This is a genomic window from Geomonas sp. RF6 (assembly GCF_021044625.1).
In the GTDB taxonomy this organism is placed as follows: Bacteria; Desulfobacterota; Desulfuromonadia; order Geobacterales; family Geobacteraceae; genus RF6.
Map to the genome: position 1 here is coordinate 5,140,809 of NZ_CP087999.1, position 15,231 is coordinate 5,156,039.

Genomic DNA, 15,231 nt, shown 5'->3' on the forward strand with positions numbered 1-15,231 from the left:
CCGAAGAAAGGGTGCGCCGTGCGTGAAATGAAGCTATGTGAAGGCGGCAGGACTCAGTGGATGAGAATTACGCGGAAGGGATAAGTCAGATTGGTTTTTGCTAATCTTTATAAGAATAAGAAGGATGGAGGGCTCAATGTGAAGAATTTGGAGAAGAAAGCAGAGACAGACCAGAGTAATAGTGCGGACAGTGCAGACGAAGAATGAGAAAAGTTGCACAAAGCCCTGCCTTTAAGCACCTTCGCGCCGCTGTCTCCACCCTTTTTCCGCCAGAAATCCCTTTACAATCCAGCCCCTCTTATATATCATTCATTGGCTAAACTCCCCACAATAAAGGACGTTATGGTAATCGAGCATATCCGCAATTTCTCCATCATCGCCCACATCGATCACGGCAAGTCGACCATCGCCGACAGACTTCTCGAATTTACAGGCGCCCTCTCCGACAGGGAAAAACAGGACCAGTTTCTGGACAAGATGGACCTCGAAAGAGAGCGCGGCATCACCATCAAGGCGCAGACCGTCCGTCTCAATTACCGCGCCGACGATGGCAAAGACTACATCCTAAACCTTATCGACACCCCGGGGCACGTCGACTTCACCTACGAGGTCTCCCGCTCCCTCACCGCCTGCGAGGGGGGGCTTCTCGTGGTGGACGCCTCCCAGGGTGTGGAAGCGCAGACCCTTGCCAACGTCTACCTTGCGCTGGACAACAACCTGGAAGTATTCCCGGTCCTCAACAAGATCGACCTCCCCGCGGCCGAGCCGGAGCGCGTCAAGCAGGAGATCGAGGAGATCATCGGCCTCGACACCCATGACGCAGTCCTTGCGAGCGCAAAGGAAGGAATCGGGACAAAGGAGATACTCGAGGAGATCGTGAAGAAGATCCCCCCTCCGGTCGGCGACCCCGAAAAGCCGCTGAAGGCGCTCCTTTTCGACTCGTGGTACGACCAGTACCAGGGGGTCATCATCCTCGTGCGCATCATGGACGGCACGGTGAAGAAGGGGGACAAGATCCAGCTCATGTCCACCAGGAAGACCCACGAGGTGCTGAAGGTCGGCGTCTTCGCCCCCGACATGCGCGAGGTCCCCGGTCTCTCCTGCGGCGAGGTCGGCTTCCTCATCGCCGGGATAAAGGACGTCTCCGACGCGAAGGTCGGCGACACGGTGACGCACCTGCACAAGCCGTGTGACACCGCGCTCCCCGGGTACAAGGAGGTGAAGCCGATGGTCTTCTCCGGCCTCTACCCGATCGACACCTCCCAGTACGAGCAGCTGCGCGACGCGCTTGCAAAACTGAAGCTCAACGACTCCTCCTTCTCCTACGACCCGGAGACCTCCCTGGCGCTCGGCTTCGGCTTCCGCTGCGGCTTCCTCGGGCTCTTGCACATGGAGATCATCCAGGAGCGCCTGGAGCGCGAGTTCAACCTCGAGCTCATCACCACAGCCCCGACCGTCGTGTACAGGGTGCACGCGCCCAGCGGGACGATGACGACGATCGAGAGCGCGAACCAGCTCCCGCCGGTGCAGGACATCGCCTACATCGAGGAGCCGTTCATCCTCGCCTCCATCCACGTGCCGAACGAGTTCGTGGGGGGGATCCTCGCCCTTTGCGAGGAAAAGCGCGGCGTGCAGCGGGAGATCAAATACCTGACGCCGACGCGTGTTATGGTAGTGTATGAGCTTCCCCTGAACGAGGTCGTTCTCGACTTCTACGACCGCCTCAAGTCGATCACAAAAGGGTACGCCTCGCTCGATTACGAGATCCTCGACTACCGTCAGAGCGACCTGGTGCGCCTCAACATCATGATCAACGGCGAGGTCGTCGACGCCCTCTCACTCATCATCCACAAGGACAAGGCGTACTACCGCGGCCGGGAGCTGGTCAGCAAGATGAAGGAGCTGATACCGCGCCAGATGTTCGAGATCGCCATCCAGGCCGCCATCGGCGCGAAGGTCATCGCCCGCGAAACGGTGAAGGCTCTCAGGAAGGACGTTCTCGCCAAGTGCTACGGGGGCGACATCACCAGGAAGCGCAAGCTTCTGGAGAAGCAGAAGGAAGGGAAGAAGCGAATGAAGAACGTGGGGAACGTGGAACTCCCCCAGGAAGCATTCCTGGCAATCCTCAAGGTCGAAGGGTAGCCGTAAAATCCCGGACGCCCTGAAGGGGCTCCCATGAGACGAAAAGGAAAAGGACAAATGGAAGATCTTAAGAACATTACGGGTGAAGCCCCGGTGCAGGATGTGAAGCCCGTCAAGACGAAACACGTGGTGCGTGAGTACGCAGAGTCGATCATCATCGCGGTGCTCCTGGCTCTGGTGATCCGCACTTTCGTGGTGCAGGCCTTCAAGATCCCTTCGGGTTCCATGGAAGATACCCTCGCCATCGGCGACCACATCCTGGTCAACAAGTTCATCTACGGCACCAAGATCCCCTTTACCGATTCACGTCTTGTGAAGCTGCGCGATCCGAGGCAGGGGGACGTCATCGTCTTTGAATACCCGGAGGATCCCTCCAAGGACTTCATCAAGCGCGTCGTCGGTACCCCGGGCGACACCGTCGAGGTGATCAACAAGAAGGTGTACGTCAACGGCAAGGCGTACGACAACCCGCACGAAGTGCACAAGGAGCAGGACATCATCCCGAAGGAGCAGAACCCGCGCGACTTCATGGGTCCGGTGAAGGTGCCGGCGAACGCCTACTTCGTCATGGGGGACAACAGGGACAGGTCTTACGACAGCCGCTTCTGGGGTTTTGTGAGCAACGAGAAGATCAAGGGGCTCGCCTTCATCAAGTACTGGTCCTGGGACAAGGACAACTTCCGCGTCCGCTTCGGCAGCATCGGGAAGTTGATCGACTAAGAAAAGGTTCGTGACCTCCGCCGCCGGCAGCACGTCCCTCCCCTTTCAAGGGGGAGGACAGGAGGGGGATGGGGTTCATACTAAAGAAAAGGCCCTCTGGAGAAGCTCCGGAGGGCCTTTTTACGTGCGGCAATTTTCCTGCGCTCAGTCCATTCTTACCCGAGCGTGAAGAAGAACGTTGCACCGCCGTTTGGTTTACCTTCCGGGTCAGCCCAGAGGGTCGGTCAGCCCAGAAAGTCACTCAGCCCGTAGGGTCACTCAGCCCGGAGGGTCAGACCTGGACAATGGACAACGCCCTTTCCAGGGCCTGCAACTGCCGCTTCAACCCGTCATTGCATTCAAGCTCTTTTATCAATCTTTGGTGTATCTTCGCCGCCGAGCTACTCGTTCGCAGCGAAAGAACCTCGCTAATATGTTTGTTAGTAGCGCCACAGTGCTTTTTCAGCACGTAGACGCACAACTTACGCCTGATATCCCCTTTCCTCTTAACTTCATCCAAGGCACAACCAAAGTGCTGGCAGAGTCGACCAAGAGTCATTTCCACATGCATCGTTTGGCTCAGAGCCTTCCTATGTGCTACCTCCTCGTCATCAAGTCGATTACTGTCAACGTTTGAGAGTACGTCAGCCACAAATGCTTCGTCACCGAGGATGCCGCCGGGGTAAGCCTTCTCCAGGGGGCTTTCCGTACCCTCAGCGATCACAACTTCAACGAAGGCCCTGTAGGCAGATTTCGCCTGGCTGACATCAGCTCCGAAAGTGGCGAGGATACTTCGACTGCTCACCATCCCGTCGGTGATATCCGACACGTAGGCGTGATAACTGCTGTAAGGGTAGTCTTCTGGCCGCACAACAATCTTCGCCCGAACCGGATTTAGATGTATGTAGCGGCTCAACTCTGCCAAGTAGCTGTCTTTATCTATGACAATGGACTTATATCTCCCCTGAAAAAGATGGCCGCTCCGTTTCCGCTTTGTGTTGGTATAGACTGAATACGACCCATTCAAATAATGCATGACTCTTTGAAGATTCATTCTCGGTGTTTCTATTAGCAAATGGTAGTGGTTTGACATCAACACGTAACAATGAAGAATGAAGCCGAATTTTTTCTTCGCTTCCAAAAGATATTCCCTGAACTTCTCATAATCCCGCTTCGTAAAGAAGATCTTCTTCCGCTCGTTCCCTCGCGATGTTACGTGATAAAGAGCCCCTTCAAACTCAATCCGCAATGGTCTGGTCATCTCGCACTTCCTCCTTTTCAGGAAGAGGTTAAATTACTTTTGTCCAATGTCCAGGTGTGACCCCTTGGTGTGACCCCAGTGCTTTTTCAATCCGCAATGGTCTGGTCATCTCGCACCTCCTCCTTTTCAGGAAGAGGCTAAATTACTTTTGTCCAATGTCCAGATGTGACCCCTTGGTGTGGTGCTTCCTTATGCCAGGGACTGCTTCGTTTATGCTTTCAAAACTCTGTCCACACAATTTCTAGTTGATGACCTTTCAGAGTCACAAGCGCTAGAGTTATTCCTTCTTCATCGCAAAACTCGACTTCATATTCGTCTGACTGTGGGTCAAACACAATCAGTACAGTACCAGTATCACCTTTTTTTAAATTATAGCTAGGAACATCACACATCAATCTAACAACGTCATACTCTTTAAATTTCATAGCATCACCTCTTGCTTGGAATAGCGGTAACAAGTCTAACTATGCCATCATTGTTACTAATCCATTCAAAGATAACGTCAATAACCTTTCCATTTGTTCCTATGATTGGAATGACTTGATTGTATGTGGTCCCGTGTTGGGTTACTTCTCTGACAACCGCGCTTTTCGGGTTAAATATAATCTTGTTTAGCCAAATTATCAGCATTGCTAAGGTTAAACCCGAGGGCTTTCTCAAACCATATGGCTTTATCTTTTCCCTTCGGGTGATTAGTATTCAATAGATATCTTTGCAACTTATCCTGAACACTTAATTGAGTTTTTTCGCACTGTGCACCTTTTGCAATCCTCCCAAACCTTGATAAATCGGCAAAGACCGCAGCAAGAATATCATCTGGCATCACCGGGGTAGCCTGTGCTAGTGCCACCATATCATCTGATCCCAGGTAGTTGATGACTGGCCACAAGCTATTTGCAACGAAATTGGCAGCATTTGCTGCAGTGTTAAGTGCGCCTAGAACAGTGTGATCAATAAAGTTGTTACCTGACCTAATATCTACTACTCCAAATGGCCCATTGCCGGGATGAATGGGACCTGGGTTGAGCCCATCCTCATCGATTAAAGAAGTTGGAGTGTTGAGCGCATACTGGTAAGTATTTGGGGGTCACCCCCAGGGGTCAGACCTGGACAAAGGACAACGCCCTTTCCAGGGCCTGCAACTGCCGCTTCAACCCGTCATTGCACTCAAGCTCTTTTATCAATCTTTGGTGTGTATTCGCCGCCGAGCTACTCGTTCGCAGTAAAAGAACCTCGCTGATGTGCTTGTTAGTAGCGCCACAGTGCTTTTTCAATCCGCAATGGTCTGGTCATCTCGCACCTCCTCCTTTTCAGGAAGAGGCTAAATTACTTTTGTCCAATGTCCAGATGTGACCCCTTGGTGTGGTTTTGCTCGGCAAGCTGATGAGCAGTCATACCACCAAAGGTAAGCGGCCTACCTTTAGCAAGAGCCTGCTTTGTAGTGTGCCCTGTAATGGTCAGCGTGAAAGCGCCACCCACGTCGGGTGCTGCTTGGAAAGCACCATACATCTCGGGGTCTTTGTCGGGGTTCAGCAGGTTGAGCTTTCTGAGACCGTTAACATCAAAGGAATTCTGAGGATTATTCAACACAAACCTGTACCAGTTGTAATCATCCCCGTACAGCCCCACAGGGTCACGCTGAGGGGGTCACCCCCAGGGGTCAGACCTGGACAAAGGACAACGCCCTTTCCAGGGCCTGCAACTGCCGCTTCAACCCGTCATTGCACTCAAGCTCTTTTATCAATCTTTGGTGTATCTTCGCCGCCGAGCTACTCGTTCGCAGCAAAAGAACCTCGCTGATGTGCTTGTTAGTAGCGCCACAGTGCTTTTTCGATCCGCAATGGTCTGGTCATCTCGCACCTCCTCCTTTTCAGGAAGAAGGCTAAATTACTTTTGTCCAATGTCCAGATGTGACCCCTTGGTGTGGTTTGAATAATGAAGCCGAATTTTTTCTTCGCTTCCAAAAGATATTCCCTGAACTTCTCATAATCCCGCTTCGTAAAGAAGATCTTCTTCCGCTCGTTCCCTCGCGATGTTACGTGATAAAGAGCCCCTTCAAACTCAATCCGCAATGGTCTAGTCATCTCGCACCTCCTCCTTTTCAGGAAGAGGCTAAATTACTTTTGTCCAATGTCCAGATGTGACCCCTTGGTGTGGCTTTGTCCTGCTTTTACATCAACTGGTGCAATTAAGAATAGAATCCACCCCCCCCTCGAACTGGTTGTCAGAGAACAGGCGGCCGCTAGACTCCAAGGCAGTCGAAGCAACTGTACATGCTACTTGTCCCATTTATTCTTTTCGAATCTTTTTATTACTTTTTTGAGGTAGAGAAACCCTGGGACACTGATTATGGCTGCCACTACAACCACAACCACATAGGCCTCAGTGCTCTTTGACATAAAGCCAAAGACCTTATCCATGGGCACTACAGTAAAAACAACAAATCCAATGATGCCAATAACCATAAGGGTTGCATAATCATCTTTTGGAAATCTCACACTATCTCTCCCTATGACCTGTAGTAATGACGAGTCTTATATTCTATGTTGTCAAGTGGCCTAGGCCTTGATGGCGGATTCCTTATCTCAAGGTCTTTAGGGAATGATGGCTGCGTTGGAATTGTAGATGGATATGTAGTTGTTTTACTCAGTGGAACTGGAGGTATCAGAGGTATACCTAGCCCAAAGTGTAAAGCAATTCCTCCTTTTGATTTAACACCACAGCCATCTTCGCTATATACCCCAACGCCTAAATGCCTACTAAAGCCAAGTGTAGTTTCACTATACTGCTTATTAATCGGTATCTGCGAACCTATTTGTATGTCAATACTTGCACCAAACCAATCAGTGCTGGTAGTTTTTTGCTCAACACCATTATTTATGGTACTGCCTTTAAAGAAGACAGTGGAGCTATAGGAGACAGATACCCATGTTCTTAAATCCCACCAATCGCCCTTAGTGAAACCAGCCGGGTCGACGTATTTGAGAACCGAGTTTCCAACATATCTATAAAGATTGGCATCTCCTGCGGCAAAACCGAGGGGGTCAACTTGCACATACCGTCCGACCGCAGGATTGAAGTACCTGTGCCAGTTGTAGTGCAGCCCTGTCTCCTCATCGAAGTACTGGCCCGGGAAACGCAGGTTGTTTTCCACCGTCGAGGCCGGATCGATGACGGCTTCGCCGAAGGCTGTATACTCCGCAGCCCACACAATATTCCCGGCATCGTCTACCAGCTTCTGCGGCGTCCCCAGGTGATCATTCTGGTAGAAGTAGTAATTCCCGTCCTCCGTCATAAAGAGCGGATCGCTTCCCCAGATGCCGTCGGGCTTCCACCCGTACCCCTTTTCCGCGTTGCCGCTTGCGTCATACTCCCCTATCAGCCCCTCGTCGGAGTAGAGGTAGTAGGTAATCTCGCCGTTGACATCCTTCTTGATCCTTCTGCCGAAAGGATCGTAGGTGTACGTCGCCGTGCTGCCGTCCGGCAGAAACACCTGCTCCAGCCGGTCTGCGGAGTTGTACACGAAGGTCGTGGTCGCCTCGCCCTCGGTCTTCGAAACCGTGTTGCCGTTGGCGTCGTAGGTAAAGGTGGCGCTTCCCGCCGCCTGCGTCTCGTTGCTGCCGTTGTGGCTGTACGAGGCGCTCTCGGCGCCGCGGGAAGACGCGGTTCGATTGCCGGCGTCGTCGTAGCTGAACCCTTCCGCGGGCAGCGTCTGATGGGTCGCGCTGGTAAGCTGATAGGTCAAGTCGTAGCCATAGGCGCTGCTTCCCGCCCCGGAGCCTTTCGAAATGATGTTGCCAATCTTGTCGAAGCCGTAGCCGTTCTCCTCCACGGTGCCGCCCGCGTTCTTCCTGGTCATGGAGGAAAGCCACGAGGCGTCGTTGTAGCCGTACTCCGTGAAGAGGCCATTCGGGAAGGCCGTCTTCCACAGCCTTCCGCGGTCGTAGTCGAGGACCACCTGTCTCCCGAGGAAGGTAATGGAGGTCAGCTGATTGTTCTTGTCGTACCCGTAGGTGTAGGCGGTCCCTTCCGGCGAGACGAAAGTCTCCTTGTTCCCCCTGGCGTCGTAGCTGTAGCTGAAGCTCTTGCTGAAGGTGCCGAAGTTCACCGTCTCCGAGACCTTACGGTTCAGCTCGTCATAGCCGATGTTTCCACTCACCCCCCCCTTTCCGTAGCTCGTGAGATTCCCGGCACCGTCGTAGTCAAAGGTGTCCTTCCTGCCGTCCGCGTACAGAACCTCAGTGAGGTGCCCGACCGGATCGTAGGAGTAGGTGGTCAGTTGCCCCTTGGCATCGGTCACGGTCTTCAGCAGCCCGTCCGGATAGTAGGTGTACACTGTCGCCTGTCCCAGCGGGCGGGTTTCCTTCGTCTTTCGTCCCGCGCTGTCGTATTCGGCAGCGTCAAGCCGAACGTCTCGTTTCGCCGGGTTCAGGAGCGGGCCGTGGAGCAGGCAAATTTCCCCTTCTTTCTCGCGTCGGCGCTTTATCCTGCGATTCACTCTATTGCTACCCGAGCGTGAAGAAAAACGTTGCACCGCCGTTTGGTTTACCTTCCGCCCAGACGGATCCACCGTGCCGCTCCACGATCCGCTTCACCGTGGCGAGGCCGATGCCGAGCCCGCCGTACTCGTCGCCGTGCAGCCGCTGGAAGACTCCGAAGAGCTGATTCTTGTAGGCCATGTCGAATCCCGCCCCGTTGTCGCGCACGAGATAAATGGACCCTGCATCGGCTTCGCGCGTGCCTACCTCGATGCGCGCGGGAGAGACCTTCGAGGTGTACTTCCAGGCGTTTTCCAGGAGGTTTTTCAACACCACCCAGAGAAGGGTCTTGTCTGCCTCGGCGACGATATCCTTCTGCACCGTCACCTCCACGGCCCGCTCCGGGTCCGCCTCACGCAGGAGCGACACCACACTCGTTGCCAGCTCGCTCACGTTTACCGGCTCGCGCACCATGGTTGCGTACCCGATGCGCGGGAGCTTCAGGAGGTTGTCGATGAGGTCCCCCATGTGGCGGCTCACGGCGCAGATGCGATCGAGGTGGCGGTTGAGCTCTGGCGAGAGGGTGCCGGCGAGCTCCTCCTGGAGGATGGAGGCATAGCAGTTGATGTGGCGCAAAGGAGCGCGCAGGTCGTGCGAGACGGTGTAGCTGAACGATTCCTGCTCCCGCACCGCCGCCTGCAGCTGCGCCGTTCTCTCCAGGACGCGCCGCTCCAGCTCTTCATTGAGGTTTCGTACCTCCTGCTCCGCTCGCCGCTGATCAGTGATGTCGATGATGACGGCGCGGCACTCCGTTCCGGAACGGGAGGCGGTAGCCTCTATGCGTGCGAAATGCGGCTCCCCCCACATCCCGCTCAGCTTCACGTCACACGACTCCTTTTCCTGCAGTTCAAAGACCCTTTGCACCATCTTCATGAAAGGCTTGCGGCAGGAAGGGGCGAGGAAGAACTCCAGGTGCCTGCCGATGAGACGGAAGCGCTCCACCCCCAGAAGGCTTGCCGCCCTCAGGTTCGCGGCGGTGACCATCCCACCCGCATCGAGGGTGACAAAACCGACGGGGGCGCAGTCGTAGAAGTCGGCATACTGCTCCAGTACCGCCGTCAGGAGGCCGTTTGCATCGCTTTTTTCTTCAGACGAAACAGGCATGACTCCTCCGCAATGCCTGGGTGAGCGGGCTCTGGGGGTATGAGGCAGAAAAAGAAGGAGAGCGCAGGCGAGACGTGTAGGCCCGAAAGCTGTATACGATACCAAAGATTTTCTCGTTAACCAAACAAAATCCGGCTCCGAAATTATTTCTTTCTCCGCGACTGCGACCACGCAAGGAAGAGGGTGTCATGTAGGCCGGGATAAGCCGCCAGGCGTTCCCGGCAGTCCACCACAGACGCAGCCGCGCGGCAGCGAATGCCGGAAACGCTAGCGCTTATTCCGGCCTACAAGTGTCAGCGGGCGTCATACCAGCCACAAAAATGCCCCGCCGGAGTGACCGGGCGGGGCATTGATGTAAAGCATCACGCGAGCGGTTGCTAGCGCTCCAGCAGCATCTCCATGAGGCGGAATCCCTTTTCCACTACGACACCTGATGCCGCGGCGGAAACCTCGTCATACCCCGCCACGGTCTTATCCGTTTCTTCACCCGCATAGATCACGAAAGGCACAGCATCGGCGGTGTGAGTCTTCAACCTGATCGGCGTCGGGTGGTCCGGAGCGCACAGGACCCGGTACGGCCCGAGCCCCTTCAGACCCTCGAGAACAGGTCCCACAACGAGTGCGTCAAATAGCTCGATTGCCTTTATCTTGTCGGCGAGGTTCCCCGAGTGCGATGCCTCGTCGGGCGCCTCAACGTGCAGAAAGACGAAGTCCTTCTCCTTGAGCGCATCGAGGGCGGCCTGAGCCTTTCCGGACCAGTTGGTGTCCACGTACCCGGTGGCGCCGGGAACATTGACGATGTCGAGGCCGGCATAGACGCCGATCCCCTTGATGAGATCGACGGCCGAGATGACGGCACCGCTCAGGCCGAATTTCGCCTGGAACGTCTCCATCGCCGGGGCCTTCCCCTGCCCCCACGGCCAGATCGAATTCGCTGGTGTCTTCCCCTGCCCCGCTCTCTGCTGGTACTGCGGATGTCTGCTGAAGATCATCTGGGAGGAGTTCATGAGATCGATGAGATCGTCCGCCCCGTCCCCTTTGGGGAGAAAATCGTTGATCTCCTGGCCGCTGATGTCGTGCGGCGGAGTGAGCTGCAGCTTCTCTTTTCCGTGGTGCCAGACGAGGAGGTGACGGTAGCTGACGCCAGGGTGGAAGGAGAAGTTTTCATCACCGAGCTGCTTTTGCAGTTCCGTTACGAGCTCGGCACCTTCCGCGGTGGAGATATGACCGGAGGAGTAGTCACCCATGGTGATCTTCCCTTCCTCCTCCTTGAGATGCACGAGGTTGATACGGAAGGCCACATCGTCGGAGGCGAGTTCCACCCCTATGCTGGCGGCTTCCAGAGGAGACCTGCCGGTGTAGCACAGGGAAGGATCGTAGCCAAACATGGAGAGGTTCGCCACATCGCTGCCGGGGGGGTACCCTTCGGGGACGGTGTGGGCCATGCCGAGAGTCCCGCGGCGGGCCATCAGGTCCATATTCGGCGTGTTCGCCACCTGCAGCGGAGTCTTCCCCCCCAGCACATCCAAAGCCTCATCCGACATCCCATCGCCCAGCAGTACAATGTATTTCATGAGCCCTTCCCTTCCCCTTTATTCCTCATCGAGTTTTTCAACTGCGTGTTCTTCAGCCAACAATGCCAAATTTCAAGACCTGACCCCGTACCTTGAAAATGCCAACTTTCAAGACCTGACCCTGGCTCATGAGGCTAGCCGCGGGGGTGCTTCTCTGCGTGAAGCCGCTTCAGCCGCTCCCGCGTCACGTGGGTGTAAATCTGCGTGGAGGAAAGGTCAGCGTGCCCGAGCATGATCTGCACGCTGCGCAGGTCGGCGCCGTTCTCCAGGAGGTGCGTGGCGAATGAGTGCCGCAGCGTGTGGGGCGAGATGTTCTTCACCACCCCCGCCTCCAGTGCCCGCCGCTTCACGATGTTCCAGAACGCCTGGCGGCTCATGCCGTCCCCGAGCCTGCTCACGAAGAGAAACCTGCTCTCCCCTTCCCCCAGAAGGGTGCGCCGCGCTTCCCCCAGGTAGTGCCCGACCGCGAGGCAGGCGCTCTGCCCGATCGGGACGAGCCGCTCCTTGCTCCCTTTCCCGACCGTCATCAGGTACCCCGCCGGCAGGTTCACCTCGGCGAGTTTCAGCCCCACCAGCTCCGATACGCGCAGGCCGGTGGCGTAGAGTAACTCCAGCATCGCCCGGTCCCGCACCTCGATCGCCCCTTCCCCCTGCGGCGCAGCAAGGAGCGCCTCGACTTCCCTCCCCGAGAGCACCGACGGGAGCCGCACTATCCCCTTCGGCGCCTCCGTGCTGGAGGTGGGGTTTGTCTCGGAGTACCCCTGTTCCACCAGAAAGCGGTGCAGCGTGCGGATCGCGGAGAGAGCGCGCGCCCGGCTGCGGGGGGAGATCCCCTTCCCCTTCAGGAGAGAGAGGTAGTCGGCAAGGTGGGTCGGCCGCACCTGCTGCAGCGGCGTTCCCCCGAGATAATCGAGGTACTTCCCGAGATCGCGGCTGTACGCCTCTATCGTGTTGGCTGCCGCCCCCTTCTCCACAGTCAGGTGGGTGAGAAAGATGTCGAGATATGCGTCGCTCACTCTTCTATCGCGCTCAAAAGCTCCACCTTCACTTCCTCGAGCTTCACAGGGTCGGTCACCTTCTGGCCGAAGATGTCCTTGACGTAGAAGACGTCGGCGACCTGGTCGACTTTGGTGGAAATCTTGGAGACCCCGATGTAGAGGCCGAGCCTCGTCAAGGTGCTCGTTATGCCGTACAAAAGGCCCACCTTGTCGTGGGCGTAGACGTCGATGACGGTGTAGTCGCTGGAGACCTCGTTGTCGATCTCCACCCGCGCCGGGAACTTCGGCTTCGCCTTTCCGGCGAGGATGCTCGGGCGGTAGCGCTTCGTCACCAGGTCGCCGACGCGCACCTCTCCCTGCAGCACCTGGCGCAGGTCGGACTCGAACCGCTTCCAGCGGTTCTCCTCGGTGATGACGAAACCCTGCGGGGAGTTCACCTGGAGGATGTCGAGGACCTTTCCGTTCGTGTTGGTGTGGATCTGGGCCCCGAGAATGTTCATGCCGTTTGCGGCCATGACGCCGGTGATCATGGAGAAGAGCCCCGGCACGTCGTAGGTGCAGACGGTGCAGTTCGTGTAGCCGCGCTCCGTCTCGTGGGAGAGCCTCAGCACCAGGAGGGTCTTTCCGGAAAGCTGCAACAGCGTCCCGAGGTGCCCGGCGATCGTCTCCGGCGTGTAGGAGAGGACGTGGCGCGTGGTGAGCGCCTGCAGCTCGTCCTTCACCGCCTGTCCCGGCCATTCCTCGCGCATGAGGTCGAAGACCGCACGCTTCGTCCTGCGCACCCGGTCGCTCGATGCCTCCAGCTTGAAATCGCCGCGCTCCAGCACCTGGAATGCCTTCTCGTACAACTCCTGCAGGAGAAGCGCCTTCCAGTCCGTCCACACCTCCGGCCCGACCGCGCGGATGTCCGCATAGGTAAGGAGATAGAGGAGCTTCAGGTTCTCGCTCTTCTCCATCTGGCGGGCGAACTGGATGATCATCTTCTCGTCGTGCAGATCGCGGCGCTGGGCGATGTGGGCCATGAGGAGGTGCTGGCGCACGAGGAAGACGAGGCGGTCGCCGTCCTCCTTCGTGAGCCCCATCCTTCTGGCGACGGTGCGGGCAAGCTCTGCGCCGCGCTCGGCGTGTCCCCCCCCGCCCCCTTTCCCGACGTCGTGCAGCATGACCGCCAGAAGCAGAAGCCAGCGCTTGTCCACGGAGCGGGCGAGCTCGGTAAGAAGCGGCAGCGCCGTCTGGTGCTCGCCGCGCCACAGCTTCATGACCTCGTCGATGGCGAAGAGGGTGTGGGTGTCGACAGTGTAGATGTGGTAGACGTCGTGCTGCACCTTGCAGTAGATCCGCTCGAACTCGGGGAGGAAACGGTTCAGAAAGCCGAGCTGGTGCATCTTCTGCAGCGTTTCCGCGACGAGCTTCTCCGACTGGAGGATCCGCACAAAGGAGGCATTGACTTCCTTGTTGCGGCGGAACTTGTCGTTCACGAGCTCGAGGGAATTTCGCACCAGACCCTGGGTGGCCACCGAGAGCCCCACCCCCTGCCTCTGGGCGTGCTCGAAGATGCGCATGAGGGTCGCCGGCTCCTTCACCGCCAGCGACTCGTCAGGCACGACGATCTCTCCGCGCATGACGAAAAGGCCGTCCCCCACAGGTCTCCTGGTGAAGTAGCCGAGGATCTTCCGGGCGGCGGCAGCCTCGCGCTGGGTGCAGCGGGCGAACATGAGGGAGCTTATGTACTCCACGTGGTTCGCGTGGCGATAGAAGTCACGCATGAACTCCTCGACGCCGAGGCTCTTGCCGTGGTCGAAGTATCCGAAGAAGTTCGCCACCGTCGTCTGCACGTCGAAGGTCAGCTGGTCGTTCTTGCGCCCGGCGAGGTAGTGCAGTTCGTTGCGGATGCGCCAGAGGTAGCTCAGCGAGTCGGTGTAGAGGGAGAGCTCCTCGTCGGAGAGAACACCCTTCACGATGAGCTCGCGCGGCTCGTCCACCTTGTACTTTATCTTTGCGCACCAAAGGGCGGTGTGCAGGTCGCGCAGGCACCCCTCCCCTTCCTTCAGGTGGGGCTCGAGGATGTAGACGCTGGAGCCGTATTTCTCCCGCCTTTTTTTCAACTCCTCCAGCTTCTCGTCGATGAAGGCGTCGCTTCTCTTGGCAAGTACCTGGCTCACCATGACCTTCTTGAACTCGTGAAAGAGGGGCTCGCTTCCGGTCAGGAGACGCGCGTCGAGAAGGGCGGTCTTCACGGTGGAGTCCCCCGCGGCCATCTCCACGCAGTCGGAGATGGTGCGCACGGAGTACCCCACATCGAGCTTCAGATCCCACAGGAAGTAGAGAAGACGGCTCGCCACCGCCTCCACCCCCTGCAGGTCCTTCCCGTTGTAGAGAAACATGAGATCGAGGTCGGAGTAGGGATTGAGTTCCCGTCGCCCGTAGCCGCCGATGCAGACGAGGGAGACATCGCTGGTTCTGGTTTTCAGGTCGCTGGAGAGGACGCTGAAGAGGCGGGTAATGAGGGAGTCGGACATGGCGGTGATGAGCTCAACCACCTCCACGCCGCCGGCTCCTTCCCGGTGCACGCGCTTGATCTCCTCGCGGTAGTGTTCCAGGAACTCCCGGGCCGCCGCCAGGTAGGCGTCCCGCTTATCCTCGAACTTCGCGGAGGAGCTCTTCAGCGAGTGGGAAAGGTAGCCGTCTATATTGAACTGCATCACTCTTCCTTTGCGATCCTTACCACCTGAAGCACCCCCGGGAGCTTTTCCAGGTCCGCCTCGGAGAGGCTCCCGGTGTCCCCGATGACCCCGATGATGACGCGGTTCGCGCCGGTCGACTGGTGGATGTCGAACCCGCGTTCGATGAGGTAGGCCTTCACGCAGTCCTGGGCCTTTTCGTCCGCCTCTTTGCGCATGACTATCAGCACAGTG

The 15,231-nt window shown here is 57.0% G+C and carries 14 protein-coding genes; 2 read left to right on the forward strand and 12 right to left on the reverse strand.

Annotation, left to right across the window (positions count from 1 at the left end):
• Positions 1-342 precede the first annotated feature (342 nt).
• Together lepA and lepB are read left to right on the forward strand one after the other, a co-directional pair.
• Positions 343-2,142: a translation elongation factor 4 gene (lepA, locus tag LPW11_RS21825; protein ID WP_230995979.1), complete on the forward strand. Its 1,800-nt coding sequence runs from the start codon at positions 343-345 to the stop codon at positions 2,140-2,142.
• A gap of 57 nt (positions 2,143-2,199) precedes the next feature.
• Positions 2,200-2,862, forward strand: a complete 663-nt coding sequence (gene lepB, locus LPW11_RS21830; RefSeq protein WP_230995980.1) for a signal peptidase I — start codon at positions 2,200-2,202, stop codon at positions 2,860-2,862.
• A gap of 271 nt (positions 2,863-3,133) precedes the next feature.
• Here lepB and LPW11_RS21835 read toward each other — a convergent pair whose 3' ends face one another.
• The 12 genes from LPW11_RS21835 to LPW11_RS21890 all read right to left on the reverse strand — a co-directional run bounded on the left by LPW11_RS21835 (position 3,134) and on the right by LPW11_RS21890 (position 15,227).
• Positions 3,134-4,102 carry an REP-associated tyrosine transposase gene (locus LPW11_RS21835; RefSeq protein WP_230995981.1) on the reverse strand — a complete coding sequence of 323 codons (969 nt, stop codon included), beginning with the start codon at positions 4,100-4,102 and terminating at the stop codon, positions 3,134-3,136.
• Between the two features lie 218 nt (positions 4,103-4,320).
• Positions 4,321-4,527, reverse strand: a complete 207-nt coding sequence (locus LPW11_RS21840) for a DUF4926 domain-containing protein (RefSeq protein ID WP_230995982.1) — start codon at positions 4,525-4,527, stop codon at positions 4,321-4,323.
• A 170-nt stretch (positions 4,528-4,697) separates the two neighbouring features.
• On the reverse strand, positions 4,698-4,955 hold the full coding sequence (locus LPW11_RS21845; protein ID WP_230995983.1) for a DUF6883 domain-containing protein: 258 nt from the start codon (positions 4,953-4,955) through the stop codon (positions 4,698-4,700).
• 473 nt (positions 4,956-5,428) lie between these two features.
• Positions 5,429-5,731: a hypothetical protein gene (locus LPW11_RS21850; protein ID WP_230995984.1), complete on the reverse strand. Its 303-nt coding sequence runs from the start codon at positions 5,729-5,731 to the stop codon at positions 5,429-5,431.
• Positions 5,732-5,910: 179 nt separating this feature from the next.
• Complete coding sequence (locus tag LPW11_RS21855; protein ID WP_230995985.1) at positions 5,911-6,186, reverse strand: hypothetical protein; 276 nt, start codon at positions 6,184-6,186, stop codon at positions 5,911-5,913.
• Between the two features lie 192 nt (positions 6,187-6,378).
• Positions 6,379-6,600, reverse strand: coding sequence for a hypothetical protein (locus LPW11_RS21860; protein WP_230995986.1), 222 nt, complete (start codon positions 6,598-6,600; stop codon positions 6,379-6,381).
• A gap of 11 nt (positions 6,601-6,611) precedes the next feature.
• Positions 6,612-8,600 (reverse strand): RHS repeat domain-containing protein, encoded by a 1,989-nt coding sequence (locus tag LPW11_RS21865; RefSeq protein ID WP_230995987.1) that lies wholly within the window; start codon positions 8,598-8,600, stop codon positions 6,612-6,614.
• 7 nt (positions 8,601-8,607) lie between these two features.
• Complete coding sequence (locus LPW11_RS21870) at positions 8,608-9,744, reverse strand: sensor histidine kinase (protein ID WP_230995988.1); 1,137 nt, start codon at positions 9,742-9,744, stop codon at positions 8,608-8,610.
• Positions 9,745-10,121: 377 nt separating this feature from the next.
• Positions 10,122-11,318 carry a cofactor-independent phosphoglycerate mutase gene (locus LPW11_RS21875; RefSeq protein ID WP_230995989.1) on the reverse strand — a complete coding sequence of 399 codons (1,197 nt, stop codon included), beginning with the start codon at positions 11,316-11,318 and terminating at the stop codon, positions 10,122-10,124.
• Between the two features lie 134 nt (positions 11,319-11,452).
• A complete protein-coding gene (gene xerD / locus LPW11_RS21880) occupies positions 11,453-12,334 on the reverse strand; it encodes a site-specific tyrosine recombinase XerD (RefSeq protein ID WP_230995990.1) in 882 nt (293 codons plus the stop codon).
• Positions 12,331-15,018 (reverse strand): [protein-PII] uridylyltransferase, encoded by a 2,688-nt coding sequence (gene glnD, locus LPW11_RS21885; protein ID WP_230995991.1) that lies wholly within the window; start codon positions 15,016-15,018, stop codon positions 12,331-12,333. The genes xerD and glnD overlap by 4 nt, the downstream gene beginning before the upstream one ends.
• Positions 15,018-15,227, reverse strand: a complete 210-nt coding sequence (locus LPW11_RS21890) for a hypothetical protein (RefSeq protein ID WP_230995992.1) — start codon at positions 15,225-15,227, stop codon at positions 15,018-15,020. The genes glnD and LPW11_RS21890 overlap by 1 nt, the downstream gene beginning before the upstream one ends.
• Positions 15,228-15,231 lie beyond the last annotated feature (4 nt).